The organism is Brevundimonas sp. GW821-FHT10A07 (assembly GCF_059415785.1).
Genome location: NZ_JBWKNX010000002.1, coordinates 91,682 through 116,104 on the forward strand (window position 1 = coordinate 91,682; position 24,423 = coordinate 116,104).

Annotated in this window: 25 protein-coding genes and 1 tRNA gene; 9 read left to right on the forward strand and 17 right to left on the reverse strand. The window is 66.7% G+C overall.

Going from position 1 to position 24,423, the window contains the following annotated elements:
- Positions 1 to 50: 50 nt before the first annotated feature.
- The 4 genes from AC07NC_RS01905 to AC07NC_RS01920 all read left to right on the forward strand — a co-directional run bounded on the left by AC07NC_RS01905 (position 51) and on the right by AC07NC_RS01920 (position 3,916).
- Positions 51 to 623 (forward strand): SH3 domain-containing protein, encoded by a 573-nt coding sequence (locus tag AC07NC_RS01905; RefSeq protein WP_292148386.1) that lies wholly within the window; start codon positions 51 to 53, stop codon positions 621 to 623.
- Positions 624 to 700: 77 nt separating this feature from the next.
- On the forward strand, positions 701 to 1,237 hold the full coding sequence (gene fabA / locus AC07NC_RS01910) for a 3-hydroxyacyl-[acyl-carrier-protein] dehydratase FabA (protein WP_292148387.1): 537 nt from the start codon (positions 701 to 703) through the stop codon (positions 1,235 to 1,237).
- 77 nt (positions 1,238 to 1,314) lie between these two features.
- The gene (gene fabB / locus AC07NC_RS01915) at positions 1,315 to 2,532 is read left to right on the forward strand and encodes a beta-ketoacyl-ACP synthase I (RefSeq protein WP_494568437.1); all 1,218 of its coding nucleotides are present in this window, start codon (positions 1,315 to 1,317) and stop codon (positions 2,530 to 2,532) included.
- A 340-nt stretch (positions 2,533 to 2,872) separates the two neighbouring features.
- A complete protein-coding gene (locus tag AC07NC_RS01920) occupies positions 2,873 to 3,916 on the forward strand; it encodes an aspartate-semialdehyde dehydrogenase (protein WP_494568438.1) in 1,044 nt (347 codons plus the stop codon).
- Between the two features lie 18 nt (positions 3,917 to 3,934).
- Here the strand turns inward: AC07NC_RS01920 and truA are convergent, their stop codons facing one another.
- The 9 genes from truA to AC07NC_RS01965 are packed head-to-tail and all read right to left on the reverse strand — an operon-like array spanning position 3,935 to position 11,040.
- Positions 3,935 to 4,678, reverse strand: coding sequence for a tRNA pseudouridine(38-40) synthase TruA (gene truA / locus AC07NC_RS01925; RefSeq protein ID WP_008259305.1), 744 nt, complete (start codon positions 4,676 to 4,678; stop codon positions 3,935 to 3,937).
- On the reverse strand, positions 4,678 to 5,601 hold the full coding sequence (fmt, locus tag AC07NC_RS01930) for a methionyl-tRNA formyltransferase (RefSeq protein ID WP_008264402.1): 924 nt from the start codon (positions 5,599 to 5,601) through the stop codon (positions 4,678 to 4,680). Before fmt ends, truA begins: the two co-directional genes overlap by 1 nt.
- A 27-nt stretch (positions 5,602 to 5,628) precedes the next feature.
- The gene (locus AC07NC_RS01935) at positions 5,629 to 5,871 is read right to left on the reverse strand and encodes a hypothetical protein (protein ID WP_008262062.1); all 243 of its coding nucleotides are present in this window, start codon (positions 5,869 to 5,871) and stop codon (positions 5,629 to 5,631) included.
- A complete protein-coding gene (def, locus tag AC07NC_RS01940) occupies positions 5,871 to 6,449 on the reverse strand; it encodes a peptide deformylase (protein WP_008262368.1) in 579 nt (192 codons plus the stop codon). The genes AC07NC_RS01935 and def overlap by 1 nt, the downstream gene beginning before the upstream one ends.
- Positions 6,450 to 6,493: 44 nt before the next feature.
- On the reverse strand, positions 6,494 to 6,895 hold the full coding sequence (locus AC07NC_RS01945; RefSeq protein WP_008260913.1) for an acyl-CoA thioesterase: 402 nt from the start codon (positions 6,893 to 6,895) through the stop codon (positions 6,494 to 6,496).
- Positions 6,896 to 6,928: 33 nt separating this feature from the next.
- Positions 6,929 to 7,549 carry a hypothetical protein gene (locus AC07NC_RS01950; protein ID WP_035308592.1) on the reverse strand — a complete coding sequence of 207 codons (621 nt, stop codon included), beginning with the start codon at positions 7,547 to 7,549 and terminating at the stop codon, positions 6,929 to 6,931.
- Position 7,550: 1 nt separating this feature from the next.
- Positions 7,551 to 8,723: a polysaccharide biosynthesis/export family protein gene (locus AC07NC_RS01955; protein WP_008264281.1), complete on the reverse strand. Its 1,173-nt coding sequence runs from the start codon at positions 8,721 to 8,723 to the stop codon at positions 7,551 to 7,553.
- Between the two features lie 30 nt (positions 8,724 to 8,753).
- Positions 8,754 to 10,037: a glycosyltransferase family 4 protein gene (locus AC07NC_RS01960; RefSeq protein WP_008259324.1), complete on the reverse strand. Its 1,284-nt coding sequence runs from the start codon at positions 10,035 to 10,037 to the stop codon at positions 8,754 to 8,756.
- A gap of 10 nt (positions 10,038 to 10,047) precedes the next feature.
- A complete protein-coding gene (locus tag AC07NC_RS01965; protein WP_008263429.1) occupies positions 10,048 to 11,040 on the reverse strand; it encodes a KpsF/GutQ family sugar-phosphate isomerase in 993 nt (330 codons plus the stop codon).
- 198 nt (positions 11,041 to 11,238) lie between these two features.
- Between AC07NC_RS01965 and otsB the strand changes: the two genes are divergently transcribed.
- The 3 genes from otsB to AC07NC_RS01980 are packed head-to-tail and all read left to right on the forward strand — an operon-like array spanning position 11,239 to position 15,223.
- Complete coding sequence (gene otsB, locus AC07NC_RS01970) at positions 11,239 to 11,967, forward strand: trehalose-phosphatase (RefSeq protein ID WP_035308587.1); 729 nt, start codon at positions 11,239 to 11,241, stop codon at positions 11,965 to 11,967.
- A gap of 4 nt (positions 11,968 to 11,971) precedes the next feature.
- Complete coding sequence (locus tag AC07NC_RS01975) at positions 11,972 to 13,756, forward strand: glycoside hydrolase family 15 protein (RefSeq protein ID WP_494568439.1); 1,785 nt, start codon at positions 11,972 to 11,974, stop codon at positions 13,754 to 13,756.
- Between the two features lie 54 nt (positions 13,757 to 13,810).
- Positions 13,811 to 15,223 (forward strand): alpha,alpha-trehalose-phosphate synthase (UDP-forming), encoded by a 1,413-nt coding sequence (locus AC07NC_RS01980; protein WP_008264209.1) that lies wholly within the window; start codon positions 13,811 to 13,813, stop codon positions 15,221 to 15,223.
- 6 nt (positions 15,224 to 15,229) lie between these two features.
- On the opposite strand, the gene AC07NC_RS01985 is transcribed toward AC07NC_RS01980, so the two are convergent.
- The 6 genes from AC07NC_RS01985 to AC07NC_RS02010 all read right to left on the reverse strand — a co-directional run bounded on the left by AC07NC_RS01985 (position 15,230) and on the right by AC07NC_RS02010 (position 21,290).
- Positions 15,230 to 16,213 (reverse strand): esterase-like activity of phytase family protein, encoded by a 984-nt coding sequence (locus AC07NC_RS01985; RefSeq protein ID WP_494568440.1) that lies wholly within the window; start codon positions 16,211 to 16,213, stop codon positions 15,230 to 15,232.
- Complete coding sequence (gene cobT, locus AC07NC_RS01990) at positions 16,210 to 18,093, reverse strand: cobaltochelatase subunit CobT (RefSeq protein ID WP_494568441.1); 1,884 nt, start codon at positions 18,091 to 18,093, stop codon at positions 16,210 to 16,212. The genes AC07NC_RS01985 and cobT overlap by 4 nt, the downstream gene beginning before the upstream one ends.
- Before the next feature lie 41 nt (positions 18,094 to 18,134).
- Positions 18,135 to 19,388, reverse strand: a complete 1,254-nt coding sequence (locus tag AC07NC_RS01995) for a DUF418 domain-containing protein (protein WP_494568442.1) — start codon at positions 19,386 to 19,388, stop codon at positions 18,135 to 18,137.
- A gap of 38 nt (positions 19,389 to 19,426) precedes the next feature.
- The gene (locus AC07NC_RS02000) at positions 19,427 to 19,984 is read right to left on the reverse strand and encodes a phthalate transporter (protein ID WP_154725830.1); all 558 of its coding nucleotides are present in this window, start codon (positions 19,982 to 19,984) and stop codon (positions 19,427 to 19,429) included.
- Entirely contained in the window at positions 19,981 to 20,862 is an 882-nt protein-coding gene (locus tag AC07NC_RS02005) for a 3-hydroxybutyryl-CoA dehydrogenase (RefSeq protein WP_494568443.1), read from the reverse strand. The genes AC07NC_RS02000 and AC07NC_RS02005 overlap by 4 nt, the downstream gene beginning before the upstream one ends.
- A gap of 122 nt (positions 20,863 to 20,984) precedes the next feature.
- Positions 20,985 to 21,290 carry a YggT family protein gene (locus AC07NC_RS02010; protein ID WP_008262663.1) on the reverse strand — a complete coding sequence of 102 codons (306 nt, stop codon included), beginning with the start codon at positions 21,288 to 21,290 and terminating at the stop codon, positions 20,985 to 20,987.
- A 166-nt stretch (positions 21,291 to 21,456) separates the two neighbouring features.
- Between AC07NC_RS02010 and AC07NC_RS02015 the strand changes: the two genes are divergently transcribed.
- Both AC07NC_RS02015 and AC07NC_RS02020 read left to right on the forward strand, forming a co-directional pair.
- Positions 21,457 to 21,532 (forward strand) — tRNA-Ala (locus AC07NC_RS02015).
- A 92-nt stretch (positions 21,533 to 21,624) separates the two neighbouring features.
- A complete protein-coding gene (locus tag AC07NC_RS02020) occupies positions 21,625 to 23,169 on the forward strand; it encodes a DUF6538 domain-containing protein (RefSeq protein WP_494568444.1) in 1,545 nt (514 codons plus the stop codon).
- 243 nt (positions 23,170 to 23,412) lie between these two features.
- Here AC07NC_RS02020 and AC07NC_RS02025 read toward each other — a convergent pair whose 3' ends face one another.
- Both AC07NC_RS02025 and AC07NC_RS02030 read right to left on the reverse strand, forming a co-directional pair.
- Positions 23,413 to 23,718, reverse strand: coding sequence for a helix-turn-helix domain-containing protein (locus AC07NC_RS02025; protein WP_494568445.1), 306 nt, complete (start codon positions 23,716 to 23,718; stop codon positions 23,413 to 23,415).
- A 468-nt stretch (positions 23,719 to 24,186) separates the two neighbouring features.
- Positions 24,187 to 24,423 carry a helix-turn-helix domain-containing protein gene (locus AC07NC_RS02030; protein WP_494568446.1) on the reverse strand — a complete coding sequence of 79 codons (237 nt, stop codon included), beginning with the start codon at positions 24,421 to 24,423 and terminating at the stop codon, positions 24,187 to 24,189.

Below are 24,423 nucleotides of genomic sequence, written 5' to 3' on the forward strand. Positions count from 1 at the left end.
CGGGCGGCGATTTCAGGATCGAAAGCCCGCGCGACGGGTCGTTCCATCCAGTGTCTAGCAAAGCCTCCGCCATCTTCCAAAGCCTGCGACGCCGCAGCGCCCTCGCCCTGGCCATTCTGGGCGTGGGCGTCTTGGCCGGCGCCGGCGCGACCATGCCCGACGGCCGGCCCACGCCGACGGGGCTGGAGGTGCCGCGCTGGATCTCGCTGAAGTCGTCGCACGTCCGCGCGCGTCAGGGACCGGGGCTGGACTATCCGATCCTGTGGGAATACCGCGCCGCCGGCCTGCCGGTGCAGGTGGTCGCCGAGACGACGGAATGGCGCAAGATCTGCGACCCGGACGGGGCCGTGGCCTGGATCCACCGCACGGTGTCGTCGGGCCGCCGGTCCGTCTTCAACACCTCGCCCGAAGAAGTGATGATCCACGCCGGCAAGTCCCAGGCCTCGGCCGTGCGGGCGCGCCTGTCGCCCCGTTCGCTGGTGTCGCTGGACGAGTGCGAGGACGGCTGGTGCCAGGTTCGGGCGCGCCGCCTGCGCGGCTGGGTCCAGGAACGTGCGGTGTTCGGAACCCAGCAGAGGGCGCTGTGCAACGCCAACCGCCCCGCCGGGACCGGTCGGGACTGACCGCCGTAACCCTTGGTGTTGAGCGAAGTCGCGCGGTCGTGTAACCCGCCAGCAACAGCAGACGTAACGGAACCGCCTTGACCCAGTCCCAATATCCCTCGTCCTTCGATCACGAGGCCCTGCTCGCCTCCGGGCGCGGCGAACTGTTCGGTCCCGGCAATGCCCAACTGCCCGCCCCGCCGATGCTGATGTTCGACCGGATCACCCAGATCTCGGCCGACGGCGGAACCCACGGCAAGGGCTATGTCGAGGCCGAACTGGACATCAATCCCGAGCTCTGGTTCTTCCAGTGCCACTTCATCGGCGACCCCGTCATGCCCGGCTGCCTGGGCCTGGACGCCATGTGGCAGCTGGTCGGCTTCTATCTGGGCTGGATCGGCGGTCCGGGCCGCGGCCGCGCCCTGGGCGTCGGCGAGGTCAAGTTCACGGGCCAGGTCACCCCGGACATCAAGAAGGTGGTCTACAAGATCAACCTGAAGCGGGTCATCAATCGCAAACTGGTCATGGGCATCGCCGACGGCGTGCTGGAGGCCGACGGCGAGGTCATCTACACCTGCAACGACATGCGGGTGGGACTCTTTGGCGCCGCCAAGGATGAGCAAGCGGGCGCCTAAACGCCTATATAACCGCGGACAGCGCGGAAGGCCCCCGCTCGAGAAGCTCGGGTCGAGAAGCTTAAGAAGGAAACACCATGCGTCGTGTCGTCGTCACCGGCCTGGGCATCGTCTCTTCCATCGGCCACGGCGCCGAAGAGGTGACCCAGTCCCTGCGCGAGGCCCGTTCGGGCGTCGTCCATGCGCCCGATCACGCCAAATACGGCTTCCGCAGCCAGGTCTGGGCGCCGCCCAGGATCGGCCCGTGGGAAGAACTGGTCGATCGTCGCGCCGCCCGCTTCCTGGCCAACGGCACCGCCTGGGCGCACATCGCCTTTGAGGAAGCCCTGAAGTCCTCGGGCATGACGGCGGACGAGATCAAGGACGACCGCATCGGCCTGATCGTCGGCGAAGGCGGCCCCTCGACCCAGGTGATCCTGCAGGCGGCGGCCACCACCATCGAGAAGGGCTCGCCCAAGCGGATCGGCCCGTTCGCCGTGCCGAAAGCCATGGCGTCCGGCCCCTCGGCCGTCCTGTCCACCTGGTTCCAGATGCGCGGCGTCAACTATTCGATCAGCTCGGCCTGCGCGACCTCCGCCCACTGCATCGGCGCCGGGGTCGAACAGATCCAGTGGGGCAAGCAGGACGTGGTCTTCGCCGGCGGCTGCGAGGACATCGACTGGTCCATGTCCAACATGTTCGACGCCATGGGCGCCATGTCGTCGGACTTCAACGAGACCCCGTCCGTCGCCTCGCGCGCCTATGACGTCAACCGCGACGGTTTCGTCATCGCCGGCGGCGCCGGTATCGTGGTGCTGGAGGAATACGAACGGGCCAAGGCGCGTGGCGCGACCATTCTGGCCGAAGTCACCGGATACGGCGCCAACTCCGACGGCTACGACATGGTCGCCCCCTCGGGCGAGGGCGCCCAGCGCTGCATGAAGATCGCGCTGGAACAGGCCGGCAATCCCCGGATCGACTATCTGAACCCGCACGGCACCTCGACCCCGGTCGGCGACTCCAAGGAAATGGAGGCCGTGCGCGCCGTCTTCGGCGACCAGATGCCGATGATCTCCTCGACCAAGTCGCTGACGGGCCACTCGCTCGGCGCGGCGGGCGCGCAGGAGGCCATCTACTGCCTGCTGATGATGCAGAACGGTTTCGCCGCCGAGAGCGCCCATATCGAGACCCTCGATCCGGCCTTCGAGGGCATGCCCATCCTGCGCCAGCGCCACGAGGGCGAACTGACCCACGTCATGTCCAACAGCTTCGGCTTCGGCGGCACCAACGGCACGCTGATCCTGTCCAAGGTCTGAGCCGCGACGCCCAGCCACGTCATCCTCGGGCTTGACTCGAGGATGACGTGAGAACGGCAGGGGCCGATGCTTTATTGCGTGCACGAGCCACTGACGCCCGCCTTCACGCCATTTTTTTTTCGCGTTAGCCAGTTTACAGTGACAAGTCTCGCCCTTAGAGAGCGTCGCCGTGACCCGCGCCCTGACCAATGCGATTACCTCGAAAACCACCGGCTTCGGCGGGGCGGTTTCGGGTGTGCGCGAGGTCTGAAGCGCCGAACCCCGATCCCAAGCCCCGCCGATGCGCGGGGCGGTCGATCCGGCTGAACCCCGCGCCTCCATCCTTCCAGGAGACGCCTGAATGTCCTTTTCCCCGTCCAATCCTCCTCACGTCGGCATCGTCGGCGCCACCGGCCTCGTCGGCGAGATGATGCGCGGCCTTCTGGCCGAGCGGAACTTCCCGCTGGCCTCGCTGCGCCTGTTCGCCTCGGCCCGGTCGGCAGGCAAGACCATCCACTTCGGCGAGACCGAGATCGTGGTCGAGGACGCGGCGAGCGCCGACTACGCCGGGTTGGACATCGTCTTCTTCTCGGCCGGCGGCGATACCTCCAAGGCCCTGGCGCCCAAGGTGGCCGCCGCCGGGGCGGTGGTGATCGACAACTCCTCCGCCTGGCGCAGCGACCCCGAGGCGCCGCTGGTCGTCGCCGAGGTGAACCCCCACGCCCTGGCGCACCTGCCCAAGGGGATCATCGCCAACCCCAACTGCACCACCATGGCCGCCATGCCGGTGCTGAAGCCCCTGCACGATGCGGCGGGGCTGAAGCGTCTGACGGTCTCGACCTATCAGGCCGTCTCGGGCGGCGGGGTCGAGGGAATTCGCGTACTGGAGGACCAGGCGCGCGCGGCCGTGGGGCAGGGCGCGGCCCTGGCCCGCGACGGCGGGGCAGTGGACTTCGGCGCGCCCGAGAAGTGGGTCGTGCCGATCGCCGCGAACGTCGTGGCCCTGAACTATACGCTCGGCGAGGACGGCTATACCGACGAGGAGCTGAAGCTGCGCGACGAGAGCCGCAAGATCCTGGAGATCCCCGGCCTGCCGGTCTCGGGCACCTGTGTGCGGGTGCCGGTCTTCACCGGCCACTCCCTGTCGATCAATGTCGAGTTCGATCGGGCGCTGTCGGCGGCCCAAGCGCTGGAGCTGCTGGCCCAGGCGCCGGGCGTGGTCGTCACCGCCGTGCCGAACCCGCTGGAGGCGGCGGGCCAGGACCCGGTCTTCGTCGGCCGGGTGCGCTCCGATCCGACGGTCGAGCACGGCCTGGCCCTGTTCGTCTCGAACGACAATCTGAGGAAGGGCGCGGCCCTGAACGCGGTGCAGATCGCCGAGGTTCTGGTTCAGCAGCGCGGTTGACCCGGCCCCAGGCGGGGTTCAGTCGTAGCGCACGCCGCTGAGATAGAGCCCCGCCGAGGGGGCGACGGGGCCGCACCGGGCGCGGTCCTTCGCCTCCAGCGCCGCCTTGACGTCATGGGCGGTCCAGCGGCCCAGACCCACCTCGACCAGGGTGCCGGCCATCGACCGGACCTGGCGGTGCAGGAAGCTGCGCGCCTGGAAGACCAGATGCACCTCCTCGCCGAACCGGCTGACGCGGGCCACGTCCAGGGTCTTGACCGGCGACTTGGACTGGCAGCCCACGTCGCGGAAGGTGGTGAAGTCGTGCAGGCCGACCAGGACCTGGGCCGCCTGGTGCATGGCCTCGGCGTCCAGGCTCTTCTTGACGTGCCAGACCCGGTCGCGCTCCAGCACCGGCTGGGGGCGGCGGTTCAGGATCCGGTACAGATAGCCCCGGCCGGTGGCGGAGAAGCGGGCGTGCCAGTCGGGATCGGGCGCGTATTCGGCCGACAGGACGCAGACGTCCTGTTTGATCAGATGGGCGTTGACGGCGTTCAGGACGGTGTCCACCGGCCAGTCGCGCTCCAGATCGGCATGGATCACCTGGGCCGTCGCATGGACGCCGGTGTCGGTGCGGCCCGCAGCGGCGATGCGGATACGCTCGCCTGAAAAGGCCAGTATGGCGGCCTCGACCGCGCCCTGAACCGTCGGCTGGTCCGCCTGGGCCTGAAAGCCGTTATAGGCCGTGCCGTCGTATTCGAGGGTCAGCTTGTAGCGCGGCATCAGCCGAGCACGGTCCCGGCCGGCAGGGCGAAGCCGCGCAGCATCTCCTCGGCCGATTGCGCCGCCTTGCCCTCGCGCTGAACCCGGATCAGGCGCACGGCGCCGGTTCCGCAGGCGACAGTCAGGGCGTCGTCCAGCACCGCGCCGGGCGCGCCGGATCCGTCGGCCAGGGCCGACAGCAGGGCCTTGATCCGAACCGGCCCCGCTTCTGACGGGGCTTCGAACCAGGCGCCGGGGAAGGGCGACAGGCCGCGGATATGGGCGTCCACCTCGGCCGCCGGACGGGTCCAGTCGATGCGGGCCTCGGCGGGGGTGATCTTGCGGGCATAGGTCGGCTCGCCGACCTGTTCGGTGGGGGTGACGCCGCCGCGATCTATGGCGGCCAGGGCGCGGGGCCACAGGCCGGCGCCGACATGGGCCATGCGTTCGGACAGGCTGGCGGCCGTGTCGTCGGGCCGGATGTCCATCACCTCGCCCAGCAGGATCGGGCCTTCGTCCAGGCCCAGGCTCATCTGCATGATCTGGACCCCGGTCTCGGCGTCGCCGGCCATGATCGCCCTCTGGATCGGCGCCGCGCCGCGCCAGCGGGGCAGCAGCGAGCCGTGCAGGTTCAGACAGCCCAGCCGGGGCGCGGCCAGCACCTCGGCGTTCAGGATCTGGCCGTAGGCGACGACGCAGGCGGCGTCGAGGTCCAGGCTCTGGAAGTCGGCGACGGCCTCGGGGGCCTTCATGCTGTCGGGCGTGAAGACCGGCAGACCCATGGTCTCGGCGAAGGCGTGAACCGGCGACGGCGTCAGCTTCTGGCCCCGGCCCCTGGGGCGCGGCGGCTGCGAATAGACGGCGACGATCTCGTGGCCCGAGGCGAGAAGCTCGGCCAGAGACGGCACGGCGAAATCGGGAGTTCCCATGAAGGCAAGGCGCATGGGCACGCCTTTAGAACTTTAGGTCGCCTACTGCCAGCGGGTGAAGACGCCGCCGCCCTCATCCCACTCGCCGCCGGCGTCCAGGGCGTCGTCGAAGTCCAGCAGCCGGTCCAGCAGCAGGCCCGCCACCACGCCCAGCAGGGCGACGCCGGCCAGGGTCGCGACCCCGGCGACGCCGATCTTCTGGCTGCGGGTCAGGCGACGGCGGCCTTGGGTGTCGATGACCAGGGACTGGCCGCGGCGGGGCAGGCGTGAGGTGCGTTTGGTCATCAGGCGGCGATCCTGTCGCGGGCGGCCTTCTTGACCTTGGTCACGGCGCGATCCCGCTTGAGCCGCGACAGATGGTCGATGAAGAGCACGCCGTTAAGGTGGTCCATCTCGTGCTGGATGCAGACGGCGTAGAGGCCTTCGGCCTCTTCCTCCACCGACTGACCGTCACGGTTCAGATAGCGAATGCGGACGCGGGCGGGGCGTTCCACCTTGTCGAAATACTCGGGGATCGACAGGCAGCCCTCTTCGTAGGTGTAGAGCTCGTCCGAGGTCCACAGGATTTCCGGATTGGCGAAGAAGCGCGGGTTCTTGCGCGCCTCGGCCGCTTCCGGCGTGTCTTCTTCCTCGGTTTCGCAGATCGTGCCGTCGCGATCGCCCAGGTCCATGACGATGACCCGGTCCAGCGCCCCGACCTGAACGGCGGCCAGACCGATGCCCGGCGCTGCGTACATGGTCTCCAGCATGTCATCCATCAGCGCACGCACGGCGTCGTCCACGGCGGCGACGGGCTTGGAGACCTGTTTCAGAATCGCCAGGTCGGCGGGGATGTCGATGGTGAGGATACGTCGGATGGCCATGGCCGGGACGTAGGCGCGCCCCGGCGTCAGGTCAAGATTTGCGCCTATTCCTTGCCCGGCAGCGGGCGCGGCTTGCGGTTCTCGTCGATGGCCACATAGGTGAAGACGCCCTGGGTCACGCGGACCGAGGTCGCCAGGGGCTGACCGCGCGCGCGTTTCCAGGCCTCGACATGGATGCGGATCGAGGTGCGGCCGGTGCTGATGACGTCGGCGTAGATGCTGACCTCGTCGCCGACGGCGACCGGCTGGTGGAACACCATGCCGTCCAGGGCCACTGTGGCGCAGCGGCCCTGGGCCAGTTCGAAGGCCGGGGTGGCGCCCGCGACGTCCATCTGGGCCAGCAGCCAGCCGCCGAAGATGTCGCCTTCGGGGTTGGTGTCCGCCGGCATGGCGATGATGCGTCCGACCGGACGGGTCTCGGGCGGATATTCGGGCGCGTCGGACATGGGCAGACTCTGGCGTTCGGGAAGGCGGCGTTCCTAGCGCGCCTCGGACGACTTGTCGCGCTTCGCACGGGGTTTCCGGGGCGTCTTAGCGGCCTTGGGCGGTTCGGATCGGGGAGGCGTCAGGGTCAGGCGCGACGCGGTTACGGCCTTTGAGTCCCTGAGCGCGCGCCAGGCGCCGCCCAATTCCAGCGCGATCAACAGATGATCTTCTTTGAGAACTCCGCGACGGGCGGCCCGCAGATCAGCGATCTCGTTCAGCAGACGGGACGCCGCGCGAAGGTCCGCCCGGCCGGACCTCGCGCCCAGGTCCTGCAGGCGGGCGAAGCGCCAACCCATCTCTGAGGGGTGGTCCAGCGTCAGGGCGAAGCGCGCCTCTGGCGACAGCGTGGCGGCGATGAAGGTCCAGGCCTCCGTGCCCGGCGCCTTGCGGTAATGGCCCGGCTTAGTCGGGAGTCCGGCGCGGGCATAGACTTCCAGCGCGCCGGTCTCGATCTCGACGAGCGCGATCTCCAGAGGGTCTGGCGCAGACGGCTCGAGATCGGACGGACGGTCGAAGGGAGCCGCCGCCGCGCTGTCGTCGTCTGTCCTTCGAAGGCGACCGGACGCGGCGGGGCCGCTCAGTTGGGACAGCAGGATCCGCCAGCGCCCCAGCACCTCAGTCGATGTTGACGGCGCTGGTCACCGACACGTCATAGACCACGCGAGTGACAGTCTGAACGAACTCGAAGAATTTCCGCGCCTCGGCGGCGCCGGCCAGGGGCACATAGATCACGTCTTCCGGCATGATCTGCATATTGGTGGCGGCGAAGACGTTGGCCGCCTCGTTGAAGTTCAGCTCATAGACCACGGGCACGCCCCGCGGGGTAGCGGGCTGGTTGATCCCCAGGGCTTGCGCCACTTCCGGACGCTCGAAGCGGAAGACCATCACGCGACGGGCGTTGGCTGTATTGGTGTTCAGTCCGCCGACCTTCGACATGGCGCCGGTCAGGGTCATGACCCCGGCGGGCATGTCGACCTGCGTCACCGCATTCAGGGCGCCGAAGGTCGAGAAGCGGCGCGGCTTGTACTGGACATTGATCACGTCGCCGCGTTGCAGGCGGACGTTCTCGCCGAACTCCGTCGTCACGGCGGTCATGGGGGCCGTATAGGTCTGGCCGCCGCGTTGGACGCTGATGGTCAGGTCGTCGGTCTCACGCGCGGAGCCGCCGGCGGCGGCGATCACGTCCAGAATCCGGTCGCTGTTGACGCCCAGCGGCGCGCGACCGGGCCGGCGCACGTCGCCGAAGACATTGACCGTATTGGAGGCGTTGTCGGCGATGCCGACCAGAACCTGGGGATTGGCGACCTTGCCGACCAGGGCGCGCCGAACGGCCGCCGCCGCCTGGGGCGCCGTCAGACCCTGGACGCGGACCTGGCCGGCGAAGGGCACGGCGACCGAGCCGCTGCGGTCGACGGTCACGCCCGGCAGGGCCTGGGACCCGCCGGACAGGGTCGACAGAGAGCGATTGGCGCTGGAGCCGCTGCCGAGCGCGCCGCCGAACAGGGAGCCCGAGGGATCGTAGATCGAGATGGCCAGGGTGTCGCCAATGCCGATCACATCGGCCGGCTGCTCGCTGGAGGCGGCGACCAGGGTGCCGAAGAACTGGGGCGGCACCGCCTTCATCCGTTCGGTGGCTTCATAGGTGAGGGGCACCAGAGCGTAGCTGCCCAGACCCTGGGGCGTCGTGGCGCCGGCGTTGATCGAGGCGCCTGAAGGTCCGTCACGCGGCAGGGTGGAGCACCCGCCCAGAATGGCGACGATGGCGAGGGGGAGGATGGTGCGAGTCATGAAGCAGGACGGCCCTTGTTCGCGGACTGATTACAAGTCTTTGGAGACGCCCGCCAGAGGCGAAGCCGGCGTTAGACCGATGGCCTCGGCGACGATGTCGAAATGTCCCGCCCAGGACGGCGCCGACTGAGGCGTCGGCGGCGCGGGTCTTTCCTGGGCGGCGCGTTCGACCGCCGCCAGCCAGCCGAGCCCATCCAGCGGATCGATCAGCACCGCATTGGGCGTGAGTTCGCGGTGGGCCGGAATGTCCGAAGCGAACAGGGACAGCCCCATGGCGCGGGCCTCGACCGCCGGGAGGTCGAAGCCTTCGACCGAAGACGGCGCCAGAACCGCCCGCGCCCCCCGCATCAACCGCGCCAGCAGGACGTCGGAGAGGTTGGACGCCTGGTGCACGACGCCTTGCAGGTTCGGCGACCGTTCCAGATGATCCAGCACCGCCTCATTCTCCCAACCGTAGCGCCCGACCAGCACAAGGGACGGCGTCCTCTCGCCCAGCCGTTCTTCCAGCCGCCGCCAGACGGTCAGTAGAAGCGCCAGATTCTTGCGGGCCTCGATCGTGCCGACATGAACGAAATACGGTCGGGTCGTCTCTACGATGTCGCCGTCGATGAAGACGGGCTCCAACCCAAGGTGCGCGACATGGACGGGCGGTTGAGGCAGGCCTTCGCGAGAGGCGAAGGCGCGCAGCTCGTCGCCTGTGGAGGCCGAGTTGACGATGACGCGGCTGGCGTATCGCAGGGTGTTGGCGACCCGGGCGTGATGTTTGGCGCCGTCGCCGGCACGGCAGAATTCCGGATGGGTGATCGGAATCAGGTCGTGGAGCAGAACAACCCGTTCCACACCCGCCGCCTCCAGCTCAATCAAGGCCGTCGGCTCGTGCAGCGTGGTGTGGCCCACGTTGAGATAGAGATCGGCGGCCGGCGGCGCGACGACATGGCGCGAGCGGAAAAACTGTTTGAGCACCCGGCTTCTGTCCGCCGGCTTTTTGAGCGACGGCGCGGGCGGCGGGCTGATCACCGACAGGTTCGGGCGAACCGATGCGGTCAGCGCGGCCAGCAGCCGCGCCTCGTGCGCCGGATCGCCCGACGCATCGGCAGCCCCATTCCACCGCGCCCGTAGTTCGCCGACGAACCGGCGGAACCACTCGGTATCGACCGCCACCAGTCGGTTCTTGCGGCCCCTCACCGGTATGGTGACGACGTCGGGGCGGGACAGCAGCCATTCGGCATAGGCCAGACAGACCCGATCGACTCCCGTGGGGGCTGAACGGTCGGCCCGGCTCATCAGCCGGCTGGCGTCGTAGAGGATTCGCATGTTCGAGGCGTCAGGCGACGTAGCCGGCCTGCATCAGTTCGGCGATGTGGACGATGGCGGTCGGCCGGCCTTCCTCGACGACAAACAGGTTGGCGATCTTGTTCGCGGTCAGCAGATCGACGACGTCGCTCATCCGCGCGTCCGGATCGACGGTGATGGGATTGGGACCCATGATGTCGGCCGCCGTCAGATTGGTGGTGTCGCGCTGGAAGGCGCGGCGGAGGTCGCCGTCGGTGACGATCCCCGCCAGCGTCCCGTCCAGGTCAAGCACGGCGACGGCGCCCTTTCGTCCCTCGGTTATGGCTGAAACGACTTCACTGAAGTTGGCGTTCAGGGGCACGCTGGCCGGGGCCGCTGCATTGTCTCCCATCCATTCGCGCACGCTTTGCAGGCTCATGCCCAGGGCGCCGCCGGGGTGGTGCAGGCCGAAGTCCATGGCGCTGAAGGCGCGGCGGTCCATCAGCACCATGGCCAGGGCGTCGCCGAGGGCCAGGGTCATCAGGGTCGAAGTCGTCGGCGCCAGGCCGTTGGGGCAGGCCTCGGCCACCTTGGGCATGGTCAGGCAGACGGCGGCGTTGCGGCCCAGGAAACTGGCGGGCCGCTGGGTGATGGCGATGACCGGTATGCCGTTGCGATGGCAAAATATCAGCGGATCACGCAGTTCGCGGCTCTCGCCCGAGTTTGAAATGGCCAGGACGGTAACGTCCGGGCGCAACATGCCCAGGTCGCCATGGCTCATTTCGGCGGGATGGACGAAGAAGGCGCTGGTGCCGGTCGAGGCCAGGGTGGCGGCGATCTTTCCGCCGATATGGCCCGACTTGCCCATGCCGGTGACGATCACATAGCCCGGCCGGCTCATGATGACATCGACGGCGCGAGCCATCGAAACGTCGATCGACCGCTCCAAGGCCTCCAGCGCCTCGATGTTCAGCCGCATCACGTCGCGGGCGCGATCGGTCATGGCGGCGATGTCATCGGGAGACGAGTGGGCGATCTCGGTCATGGTCTGTCAGGCCCCTTGTGGGCTCTCCTTGGTGCGAGGCGCGCGATCTGCCCCATCCCAAGGCCGCGCGCAACGTGTCCTTTCAGACGACTTTGTCGCTTTCGGGTCAACCTTTGCCGGAGTGGCGCGTTACGAGGTGCTGGGGAAGTCAAAATGAGTGCACGCCACATGCCGTCTCACGCCGGAGCAGAAGCTCTATTGCTGCCACCGCCGCCTGTCGTCGCGGACGGGATCGCCCTGTTCCTGGATATGGACGGCGTTCTGGCGCCCATGGCGCCGACGCCGGACGGCGTTGGACCGGTCGCGCGTCGAACGGCCGCGCTGAAGGCGGTCGAAGCGCGACTGGCGGGCCGTGTCGCTATCATCAGTGGCCGGACAATAGCCGAGATCGACCGGATTTCCGATCACGCCCTGACCTCGGCTTCCGGCGTGCACGGGCTGGAGCGTCGTCTGAAAGACAAGTCCATCCGCCGCGGCGCGCCTGATGCTGGCGTCGCCGTGGCCCTGGCCGGCTTCAAGGCCTTCGCCGCAGATCGGCCGGGCGTCATCGTCGAGGACAAGGGTGTCTCGGCCGGGCTGCACTATCGTCAGGCGCCAGATCAGACGGACGCGGCCAAGGCCCTGGCCAAACGCTTGCAGGCCGAAACGGGCCTGAGCCTGCAACCCGGCCATATGGTGCTGGAACTCAAGACGCCCGGCGCCGACAAGGGCACGGCCGTGACCGATTTCATGCAGGACGCCCCGTTCAAGGACGCTATCCCTGTCATGCTGGGCGACGACCTGACCGACGAACACGGGTTCGAGGCTGCGGCGGCTCTGGGCGGATATGGCGTGCTGGTGGGCCCGCAACGCGAGACGGCCGCCCGCTATCGACTGGACGACGTAGACGCCGTCCTGACCTGGCTCGAAGCCGTGGCGAAGGCCTGAACCGATGAAACCCAATCTTGATCTCTTCCCCATCGGCAACTGCGCCATCAGCGCCCTGATCGATCGTCAGGGCCGGTTCGTCTGGGCCTGTGCGCCGCGCGTGGACGGCGATCCGGTCTTCTCGTCCCTGATGAACGGCGAGGATCCGGCGCATGGCTACTGGTCCGTCGAACTGGAGGGGCTGGAGCAGGTCAGCCAAGCCTATATCCGCAACACGCCGGTGCTGCGCACGGTGTTGACGGCGGAAGACGGCGCTGCGGTCGAGATCATCGACTTCGCCCCGCGCCATCCGAAACACTCACGCACCTATCGGCCCCTGGCCTTCGGACGGATCGTGCGGCCGCTGAAAGGCACGCCGCGCATTCGCATCCGGCTGCGGCCGTCCGCCGACTGGGGCGCCCGGCCGGCGCCCTGCACGTCCGGTTCGAACCATATCCGCTTCATGTGTCCCGACGTGACCTTCCGCCTGACCACCGACTGTCCGGTGTCGCATGTGGTGGAAGAACGGGTGTTCCGCCTGGAAAGGCCGCACGCCTTCTTCATGGGGCCGGACGAGGGCTATGATCAGGACGTCGGTCCCGGGGTTCAGGCGGCGCTGGATCGCACCGTGGCCTATTGGCAGGACTGGGTGCGCAAACTGTATCTGCCGCTGGATTATCAGGAGGCGGTCATCCGCGCGGCCATCACCCTGAAATTGTGCGCCTATGAGGAGACGGGGGCCATCGTCGCCGCCATGACCACCTCGGTGCCCGAGTTCAAGGAGAGCGGCCGCAACTGGGACTATCGCTACTGCTGGATCCGCGACGCCTATTATACGGTGCGGGCGCTGAACCGGCTGGGCGCGGTCGACATCCTGGAAAACTATCTCGGCTATCTGCGCAATCTGGTCGATGACGCCGCGGGCGGCCATGTGCAGCCGGTCTATGGGGTGGGTCTGGAGCCCGGCATCGGCGAGAGCATCGTCGATACGGTCGAGGGCTACCGCGGCATGAAGCCGGTGCGGATCGGCAATCAGGCGCACGAGCATCTGCAACACGACGTGTACGGACAGATCGTCCTGCCTCTGGTTCAGGCCTTCTATGACCAGCGTCTGCTGCGTCCCGGCACGGTCGAGGATTTCCACGCCCTGGAGAAGGTCGGCGAGCGGGCCTTCGCCATGCATGACCAGACCGACGCCGGCCTGTGGGAGTTCCGCACCATCGCCCGCGTCCACACCTATTCGTCGGTCATGTGCTGGGCGGCGTGCGACCGTCTGGCCAAGGCGGCGGACCATCTGGGCCTCAGCGCGCGGGGCGAAGTCTGGCGTGAACGGGCCACGATCATCCGCGAGCGGGTCGAGAGCGAGACCTTCCTGCCGGACGAGGGGCGGTTCGCCGCCAGTTTCGGCGGTCGCGAACTGGACGCCTCCTTGTTGCAACTGACGGATCTGGGTTTCCTCGACGCCCATGACCCGCGTCAGGTCGCCACCTTCGACGCCATCGAACGCGATCTGAAGAAGGGCGCCTTCCTGTTCCGCTATGTCGAACCGGACGATTTCGGCGAACCGGAGACGGCGTTCAACTTCTGCACCTTCTGGTTCATCGAAGCCCTGCACCAGAACGGCCGGGTCGAAGAAGCCCGGGAAATTTTCCAGGAAATGCTGAGCCGTCGCACCGAGGCGGGCTTGCTGAGCGAAGATATTTCGGTCGAGGATGGCGAACTGTGGGGCAACTATCCCCAGACCTATTCTCTGGTCGGCATCATCAATTGCGCCGTGATGTTGAGCCGTTCTTGGACCGACGTGCGTTAAACCGCCGAACGCCGTGTCTGACCCCGGGGCTGGGGTCGTTGCCGAAGTGAAATCATGAGCCGTCTTATCGTCGTATCCAACCGGGTTTCGGCCCCCACCGATCCTGCCGCCGGCTCGGCCGGCGGGCTGGCCATGGCCTTGTCCGCCGCCTTGAGAAAATACGAGGGGCTGTGGTTCGGTTGGTCAGGCGAGACGATCGAGACCTTCACCGGCGAGATGAAGGTGGAGGACCGGGCCGGGGTCACGGTCGGCCTGGTCGATCTGGAGCCGCAGGACGTCGACGAATATTACAACGGCTACGCCAACAAGACCCTGTGGCCGCTGTTCCATCACCGCATCGATCTGGCCCAGTACGAAAGGTCCTACGGCGAGGGCTATGAGCGGGTGAATCGACGGTTCGCCGAGGTTCTGGCGCCGGTGATCCAGCCGGACGACGTCATCTGGATTCACGACTATCATATGATCCCGATGGCGCGGGACCTGCGCCGCCTGGGGATCCGCAACCGGATCGGCTTTTTCCTGCACACGCCATGGCCGGCGCGTCAGCTGCTGGTCACCTTGCCCCACCACCGGCGACTGGTGGAGTCGATGTTCGATTTCGACCTGATCGGCTTCCACACCCAGGAATGGAGCGACCTGTTCACCGACTATGTGGTCAGCGAAGCCCAGGGCGAACTGTTCGGCCACGGCGGGCTGGAATGTTTCGGACGGCGGGTCCAGACCGGCGTCTTCCCCATCGGCATCGACGTGGACGGCTTCCTGGCGGCGCGGAACTCGACGCTGGGCGCCCGGACCTATGACCGGATGGCGGCGTCGGCGGCCTTCCGGTCCATGATCGTCGGCGTGGACCGGCTGGACTATTCCAAGGGGCTGGAGGAACGGCTGCTGGGCTATGAGCAGTTCCTGCACGACAACGCCTCGATGCGGGGCGAGGTCTTCCTGCTGCAGGTGACGCCCATCTCGCGCGACGACGTGGACTCCTATCAGGATCTGCGGGCGCGTCTGGATTCCCTGGCGGGACGGGTCAACGGCGCTTTCGGCGACATGGACTGGCAGCCGATCCGCTATCTGAACCGCACCTATCGCCGCGATCAGCTGGCGGGCATCTATCGGGCGGCCAAGGTCGGGCTGGTGACGCCGTTGCGCGACGGCATGAACCTGGTGGCCAAGGAATATGTCGCGGCCCAGAACCCCGACGATCCCGGCGTTCTGATCCTGTCGCGGTTCGCCGGGGCGGCGGAACAGATGGGCGAGGCCCTGCTGGTCAATCCCTACAGCCGCGAGGAACTGTCGGACGCCATCCAGAAGGCCCTGACCATGCCCCTGTCCGAAAGAATCCGGAAATGGGAGGCCCTGATGCAGGTGGTGCGCGACACCGATGTCGGCATCTGGCGCGACGACTTCGTCAAGGCGCTGCGGTCTGTGGCGAGCGAGCCTGAATCAACCCAGTGGGCGGGGGCGGCCTGAGCAGCCTCAGCGCAGGTCGAAAGCCAGCAGAAGGGTGCGCTGGGCGGGGTTGGCGTTGTCGTCTGACAGCAGATAAAGCCGCGTCGCCCGGCCGCGCCGCTCGGCCGCCACCCCCTCGAAATTATCCGTCGTGCCGGGCAGTTTCAGCTCGATCAGCACCGGCCCCCGCGTTCCGTCTGACGACAGACGACGCAGACGGCCCCGCATGTCGAACGGCGGGCTGTAGCGGCGCTGGACCATGAACCAGCCGTCGCCGGACGGGTCGCGATCCAGGCCGGTGTTGCGATAATCGGCGCCCTGGGGCGCTTCGGTCGGTTGCGAGGCGACGAGGCGGCATCCGGCGGACGTGCAATCCCAGACGCCGCCCGTCTCGCCCGCCGCGCGCCAACCGTCCTGACGGTCTCCCGGAAGGGCGGCGGCCAGACCTTCGAGACCTTCATTGTCGGGGAAGACGGCGTCAGGCGAGGACGCCTGCGTCGGCGCCTTCAGGGCCGACAGGGGGCCATAGTTCCAGATGCGATGACGGCGTTCGAAACTGATCAACAGGTCGCCCGAGCGGGTCAGGGCCAGACCCTCGGCGTCACCGTCGACCTTGTCTATGATCGGTCCGCCGTCTTCCAGCGTCAGCCGACGCGTGGCCAGACGATCGACGCCGATCAGCCGCCCGCGGGCGTCCAGCCGCAGCTCGCCGCGCACCAGGTCTCCGGCGTCCGACACGGCCACGAAGCCGCCGTCGCCGGTCAGTTTCAGGTCCGACAGACCGTGCAGCGGCGAACCCAGGCCGGCCACGATCTCCACCCCGCCCGCGAAATGGACACCCGGCGCCAGGACCGCGCCGGGCAGGCCGAGGCCGACAGCCTTCAGCTCAGCCGGAGCGTAGGTCCAGCCGTCCATCCCCGCCAGGTTCGGCTGGGGCGCGCTGAGCGCGGTGGCGCAGGCCGTCAGCGACAGGGCGGCCCAGACGGCGGCCAGACGGCGCAACCGGGTCATGCGGCCAGTTTCTTCCGCGTCCGGCGCGTGGGGCCGGCTGCCCCCTCGGCCTCGAACAGTTCGGCCAGTTTCTCGGTCATGGCCCCGGCCAGCTGTTCGACATCGACGATGGTCAGGGCCTTGCGGTACCAGCGGGTCACGTCATGGCCGATGCCGATGGCCAGCAGCTCGACCGGCGACCGGTCCTCGATCTCGGCGATCACCTGGCGCAGGTGTTTGTCCAGATAGAGGGCGGCGTTGGCCGACTGGGTCGAGTCGTCGACCGGAGACCCGTCGGAAATGACCATCAGGATGCGCCGCTGCTCGGTCCGGGCCAGCAGGCGGTTGTGGGCCCATTGCAGGGCCTCGCCGTCGATATTCTCCTTCAGCAGGCCTTCGCGCATCATCAGGCCCAGGTTCTTCTTGGCCCGGCGCCAGGGGGCGTCGGCGGCCTTGTAGATGATGTGGCGCAGGTCGTTCAGGCGGCCCGGATTGGCGGGCTTGCCGGCGCTGATCCAGGCTTCGCGGCTCTGTCCGCCCTTCCAGGCCCGGGTGGTGAAGCCCAGGATCTCGACCTTGACCCCGCACCGCTCCAGGGTCCGCGCCAGGATGTCGGCGCAGACCGCCGCCACCATGATCGGCCGCCCGCGCATCGAGCCGGAATTGTCCAGCAACAGGGTCACGACCGTGTCGCGGAACGGGCTTTCGCTCTCGGCCTTGAACGACAGCGGGGCGGTGGGGTCTGTGACGATCCGGGTCAGGCGCGCCGTATCCAGCATCCCCTCTTCCAGATCGAAGGTCCAGGACCGGTTCTGCTGCGCCAGCAGGCGGCGCTGCAGCTTGTTGGCCAGGCGCGAGACGACGCTGGACAGGATGGTCAGCTGCTGGTCCAGCAGGTTGCGCAGCCGCTCCAGCTCCATCGGGTCGCACAGGTCGGCGGCGTCCACCACCTCGTCATAGGCGGTGGTGAAGACGCGATAGAAATCCACGGCCCGACCGTCGTCGGCGGTCTGCTGGCGATTGGGCTGCTGGCCCTCGTTCAGTTCGGGTCCGTCCTCGGAGGCGTCGCCTTGCGGGTCGCCGGGCGCGCCCTCGGGTCGGCTGTCGCGTTCGTCCTCCGACGACTGATCGTCGGCGTCCCCCTCCATCGACTGGGAGCCTTCGCCGCCCTGTTCGTCCTCGTCCTCGTCCGGCTCGTCGCTGGCTTCGGGGTCCTGGGGATCGGGTTCGTCCTGGCCGGGATCCTCGGAGGAGTCTTCGCCCCGGCCGTCGCCGGGATCCAGGTCGAGGGCGCGCAGCACCTCGCGCATCTTCTCGGCGAAGCCCGCCTGGTCGCCGGCGGTCGCCGCCAGGGCGTCCAGCTTGTCACCGGCCTTGGCCTCGATGCCGGCGCGGACCAGGTCCAGCATGGACTTGGCGCCGTCGGGCGAAGGGCGGCCGGTCAGGCGCTCGCGCACCAGCAGGGCCACGGCCTCGGCCACCGGCACCCGGTCCGCGTCGGCGATGCGCAGGGCGCCGGTCTTTTCCAGCCGGGTGATCAGGGCGGCGCCCATGTTGTCGCGCACCCCGGCCAGATATTCGGAGCCCACGGCCTCGACCCGCGCCTGTTCGACCGCGTCGAACACCTCGGCCGCCTTGGTGTCGACGGGCCGCATCCGGGCGTTGATGGCCGCGTCGTGATTGGCCAGGCGCAGCGCCAGCCGGTCGGCCTGGCCCCGCAGGGATGCGCTCTCGGGTCCCGAAGGGTCGCGCGGCGGATGCGGCAGGGTCAGGACCCCGCCCGCCAGCCGCGGACCGTCCGACCCGAACACCACCTCCAGTTCGGGCTGTTCGGCCAGGGCGCGGGCGGCATGGCCCAGCGCGCGCTTGAAGGTTTCGGCAGGAGTATCCGGGGCGGCCATGGCCCTCAGTTAATCCCTTCGCGCCTGCGATAAAAGCGCGATCAGCCCGCTTTTCGGATCGGCGTCCAGCGGCCGTAGGTCAGACAGCGCCAGACCCACTCCAGCGGCCCCATGCGGAAGGCCGCCAGCCATAGCGACGACCAGACCATTTGAACCGCCCAGACGGCCGCCACCAGGCCCCACATGCCGACATAGTCCACCTGGCCGAACAGGCGCGGACCCCAGGGCATGTAGAACAGACTGGTCATGATCAGGGTCTGGGTCAGATAGTTGGTGAAGGCCATCTGGCCCACCGGCCGCAGGGGCGCCAGCCACGACGCCCCGTGCCGGGTGATCAGGACGATCAGGCTGACATAGGCCAGGGTGATGAAGATCGGGAAGGAGGCGACGACCTCCGACAGGCCGCGCGTCGGGTGGCTCCCCCGGGGCGCCATGAACTCGGCCCATTCCAGAACGCCCAGCAGGGCCAGAACCGCGCCGCCGACCGCGATGACCGCCAGATAGAGCCTCGTCGGCGCCCGGCCGCTGAGGAAACCCGCCTTGAACAGGCCCATGCCCGTCATCATCAGGGCCACGGTCGAAAAGACGAACATGCTCAGACTGGCGCCCTGAAGGAACAGCCAGGCCGTCAGGTTCTGGCCCATGGCCCCGGCCCAGCCGCTGCGATAGGCGGCGATGGCGGCGTTGACGGCGTCGAGCGAATACTGCGGGCCGCCCTCGCTCATGGCGTCGACGACCACCGGCGGGCCGGCGACCATCAGCCAAGCCGCGCCCGCCTGCATGGCGCCCAGCGCCAGGGTCACGGCCAGGCCGATCCCGATCAGCAGCCGGGCGGAGAACGACCGCATCAGCATCACGAACAGGCCGGACCAAGCGTACAGCAGCAGGACGTCGCCGTACCAGAAGGCCAGGCCGTGGATCAGGGCGATGACCGCCAGCCAGAACAGCCGCCGTCGCAGCAGACGCCCGCGCGCCGCATCGCCCCGCTCGCCCCCGACCAGGAAGATCGAGGCGCCGAACAGCATCGAGAACAGGGTGATGAATTTCTGGTGTAAGAAGACATCCACCGCCCAGCGCGCCACGGCGTTGGCGCCGGTCACGGGAAAGGGGCTGAGGTCCGCGTCGCCATAGACCATGAAGGGCAGGCCGAACGAGGTGACATTGACGGCCAATATGCCCAGCACCGCCAGACCGCGCATGACGTCCAGGCTGACGATCCGCGCCCCCGCCTCGACCGGCGCCAGGACGGCGTCGCCGACCACGGCGTGGTCATTCCTCTGGTTTTCCATCGACATCGGATTCCCCAATCCCGCAGCCGAAAGGGCCGCCGGCCTCAGCCCCTCGGCATCAAGCCCAGCCGGTCCTTGACCGCCGGCTTGGCCTCGAAGGCGATGAAGGCGGCGCAAAGCCCCGCCCACAGGGCGTAGCTGACGCCCACGATCATGGCGATGGGCAGGCCCCCGACGCCGTAGATCAGCAGGGTCGTCTCGGTCGCGCCCAGAGCCTGCATCACGTCGCCGGCCTCGAACCAGCCCGAGATCACCATCCCCAGGGCCACCGCCACCTGCAAGCCCGCCGCGGCCAGTCCGCCGAACAGCATGAACCGCCACACCACGCCCAGGCGTGATCCCGGCCGGCCGCTGTCGCGACGCTCGACGATGATGCGCCACAGACCCAGGGGGACCACCACCAGTCCGATCAGCAGCACCATGAGACGCCAGTCCAGATCACGGCCGAGCGCGACGGCGTGGGGCGGCCACAGCGGCAGGGTCAGCAGCAGCGGCGGCCAGGCGGCGCCGGCGACGGACGCCAGGATCGGATACAGGGGCGCGGGGCGCGAATGGATCGTCGCCTGCCCCGGCAGGTCGCTGTAGCTCTCGAACCGGCTCATCGCGTCGGCGCCGGCGTGTCGCCGGAATAGTCATAGAAGCCGCGCCCGCTCTTGCGGCCCAGCCAGCCGGCCTCGACATATTTCACCAGCAGGGGGCAGGGCCGGTATTTGCTGTCGGCCAGGCCGTCGTACAGCACGTTCATGATGGCCAGGACCACGTCCAGACCCATGAAGTCCGCCAGCTCCAGCGGCCCCATCGGGTGATTGGCCCCCAGGCGCAGCGCCTTGTCGATGGAGGCGACGTTGCCGACCCCTTCGTACAGGGCGAAGATCGCCTCGTTCATCATCGGCACCAGGATGCGGTTGACGATGAAGGCCGGGAAGTCCTCGGCGTCGGTGGTGGTCTTGCCCAGGCTCTCGGCGAAGGCGACGGCGGCCGAATGGGTCTCGGCCGAGGTGGCGATGCCGCGCACGATCTCGACCAGTTTCATCACCGGCGCCGGCTTCATGAAGTGCAGGCCGATGAACCGGTCGGGCCGGTCCGAGGCCGAGGCCAGGCGGGTGATCGAAATGGAGGAGGTGTTGGAGGCCAGCAGGGTGTGCGGCCCCAGGTGGGGCGCGACCTGGGCGTAGACGCTCTTCTTGACCGCCTCGTCCTCCAGCGCGGCCTCGATCACCAGGTCGGCGCCGGCCACGGCGTCGGCGATGACCTCGGTGACGGTGATGCGGGCCAGGGCGGCGTCGGCGTCGGCCTGGCCGATCAGGCCGCGCGCGACATGGCGCGACAGGCTGGCGGCGATCTCGCCCTGAGCCAGCGGCAGTCGGGCGGCGGCCACGTCATAAAGCCGGACCGAATAACCGCCCAGGGCCACCGCGTGGGCGATGCCTGCGCCCATCTGTCCGGCGCCCAGGACGGCGACTGTGGTGATCGTGCTCATGAACCGTGGTCTATAATGGTCGGGCAGGCACCTTTAGGAAGGTGGCGGCGCGGCGCAAGGGTGGAATCGTCCCTGCACATGAGAATCCTGCGCACCGTGTCCGCCCGGACCGACGCCCGGCCTCAGCCCAGAAGCCCGATCAGGGCGGGGGCGGCGGCGCGGTTGAACAGGACGCTGGCGAACTGAAGCAGCAGGATCACCACGATGGGCGAGATGTCGATTCCGCCCAGGTTCGGGATGATGCGGCGGAACGGCTCCAGCAGGGGCGCGGTGATCCGGTCCAGGAAGGTGCCGACCGAATAGACGAAACGGTTGCGGTAGTTGATCACGTCGAACGCGACCAGCCAGCTCAGGATCGCCTGGGCGATGATGAACCAGATCATCAGACTGATGACGGCGTTGACCAGCCAGACGATGGCGAAACCCATGGACGCTTCTCCTGCTTGAGCGAGCGGCGCTTTTAGCCTGTCCGGCCCCCTTCCGACAACGCCCCTCGCGACCCTACTTCGATTGCGCGCACAAGCCCGTTGACACCACGCCCGCCCGCCTTCTATGTCCCGGCCTCGCCTGGAGGCCCGATCCAGCACTGGAAACGGGGCCGTAGCTCAGTTGGTAGAGCGCGTCGTTCGCAATGACGAGGTCAGGGGTTCGACTCCCCTCGGCTCCACCAGGCGTTACATAAGCATTTGATCTGCTTATGTTTCCATGAAAATCAGCCACTTAGGTATGCCGAAGCGCCCTGTGTCTGTTACACATGGAGCAATGGACGACATGCCTAAGGGAATGATGCGACGCGGAGGGGCTTACAGCCTTAGGCGACGTATTCCAGTGGACCTGATCGGCGCATATGGCGGTCGTAAAGAGATCGTGCGGGCGCTGGGCACCAACGACTATGGGGAGGCTAAACGGCTTCACGCCCGCATGTGGGTGGCACTCGATGACGAGTTTCAGAGCCATCGGTCTGATTTGGTGATGGGCGGCGTTGCGCCCGCACGACCGCGCCCTGCGGAAGAAAGCTGGACCTATGAGCAGTTCGAGTATGAGATGGAAAGCTTGGCGTATTTCGAGCAGCAATCTCTTGATTATGAATGGCGACAGGAAGATCGGGACCGCATCGAACGTGAGCTAGCGCAGCCTGACGACAAACTAACTGCCGAGCAAATGGCCGTCCGCGACTTGATACGAGACGCAAAGGGAGATCAGAAGCATGCAGAGCAAATGATGCTACTTGCTCGGACGCCATCCTCACCTGATCGTCAGACGATCAGCAAGATAACTACCAAAGTAGATGTTGATGCTTCGCCCTCCTTCGCAGAGCTCATAGATCAATGGGCCAATGAGCGTAGCGTTTCATCTAAAGGTGTCGCCGACCACAAAGCGGTGGTCCGATGGTTCGAGGAATGCGTGAGCGGTCTAAGCTTGACCAAGATTGAGAGGCGGCACGTCATCGATTTCAAGAATAGCCTCGTATCGAAAGGTCACTCTTCCGCAAATATAAAGGTCAAGCTTTCTCGGTTACGAACAATCTTTAGCTATGCCGTATCCAACGCCATTATTCAGGCGAACCCCGCCGAAGGGGTGACAGTCCTTGTGAAAGGCGACGAGGGCACGCCACGTATTCCGTTCAAAGCCGACACACTCAAGTTGATTTTTGACGGCCCCGTACATGCGGCAGGCGCTCGCCCCGCTGGCGGCAAGGGCGAAGCGGCATACTGGCTCCCTCTATTGGCCGTTTACACTGGGGCGCGCCTTGAAGAGCTTGGGCAACTTCGCGTCGTTGATTTGATAGATGAGACTTATCCGACCGTGGGGGAGACGTTTGCTACAGACAAGTTCATTTATATCCGGGCAGACGCCGACGATAATCTTAAGGTCAAGAATGCCGGGAGCGTGCGCATGGTGCCGGTTCACAGCGAACTCGTTCAATGCGGCTTCCTCCGATTTGTGGAGCACCAAAAGGAGATGGGACAGGAGCGCCTGTTTCCCGACCTCAAACCGAACAAATTTGGGCGGCTTACGGCCAAGTGGGGTGAATGGTTCAGCGGCTACCGAAAGGAATGCGGCGTGAGCCACAAAGGCCTCGTGTTCCATTCTTTCCGGCACACGTTCAAGCACTGGGCTCGACATGTCGGCATTATCGAAGGCGTGCAGCGGCAGATAATGGGACACTCCGCCAAGGACGTCGCGGACGGATATGGCGACGGTTACTCCCTCCACCAGATTGTCGAGGGAATGCGCCTCTACCGTGTCCCTGGCTTCAAGCCCCCGATCCACCCCAAGTTTGGCCAGCCTGCGACCGAGTTTTAGAACAAGACAGATTGCGCGCGGACGGCGGCTCCGCACACTTCAGGTCGTCAGCGTCCTGCCGATCTTTCCAAAACCCGTCATACCCACAAGTCCCGGCGAGGCCTGCCTTCCTGAGAGGCCGAGAAGGCCGATTTCCGGTGCCGGGAGCGGCCTTCATCGTCAACCGCGAGGATGGGGCCGCCAAGGCGACGCCGAGGCCTCCCAGCTCGAAAATTCCGCCGGTCGTGAGGTCCGCAGATTTCATCAAAGCGAAGCTCTTAAGAGGATGGCAGAGGGTTTCATTCCAAGCTCCCTAGCTATGCGCAGTATGTTGAGAAACGTCACGTTGCGTTCCCCCCGCTCAATCTTTCCCAAGTGGGATCTATCGATGCCCGGTGCATCAGCTAGCCACCCAACGCTGTACAGCGGTAAAGGCACGCGGCTTCCTAGGCCGGAGATCACCGCGATTGCCGCTCTTGCTGGAGCGGGTCGCGGTTCCGCTGGTAACGCGATAACGTCAAACATATTCCAGCTTGCGTTGGGTGAGGCGCTTATTCGGTTCAGCAACATCTACACGGCGAATAGGTTGAGGCTCAGCGAGAACGAAGACCGGCTGTTTCAAGATGCCTACAATATCTATCATGATACAAGCCTCGACCTTATCGACGCGTAGCGTAACTACTGGACAGTCATGGCACCGTCCATGATATTTACAATCGGCTTATTGGATAATATATAGAAGATATATGCTATCATATGTGACCAAAGATTGGATGAGTTGTTCGTAGGCTGCCCGGCTCTCTCCCCAAATAGATAGGATTTTGCCAGCTCAGCGCGCCAAACCTATGGATGTGACCATGAGTTGTCTTGAGCGTTGCGTGAGTTTTGCCCGGTGATCGCCGTTAGCTTCGCTAACCTCTCTCGGAATTGCTTCCTACCACGACCATAACCGTTGACGTAGGTCCCCCGCATCTGCGGACGGCTAAGAGCATCTAATTGCTCCTTTGCATGAGGGTATCAATTACAAACCGCTCAAAATCAAAGCTCACCGGCCTTGACCACCGCACTCGGCAATACGCCCAGCGCATCCGCCACCTTGCAGATATTCAGGAAGCTGACATTTCGCTTCCCTCGTTCGATGCGGCTCATATGTGAACGGTCGATCCCAGCAGCATCAGCCAATGCCTCTTGCGACAGGCGCAACTCCTCCCGAAGCGCCCTAATTCCCGCACCCAGCCGCACAAGGCGCTGATCGGCGTCCTGTTTGACCGACAT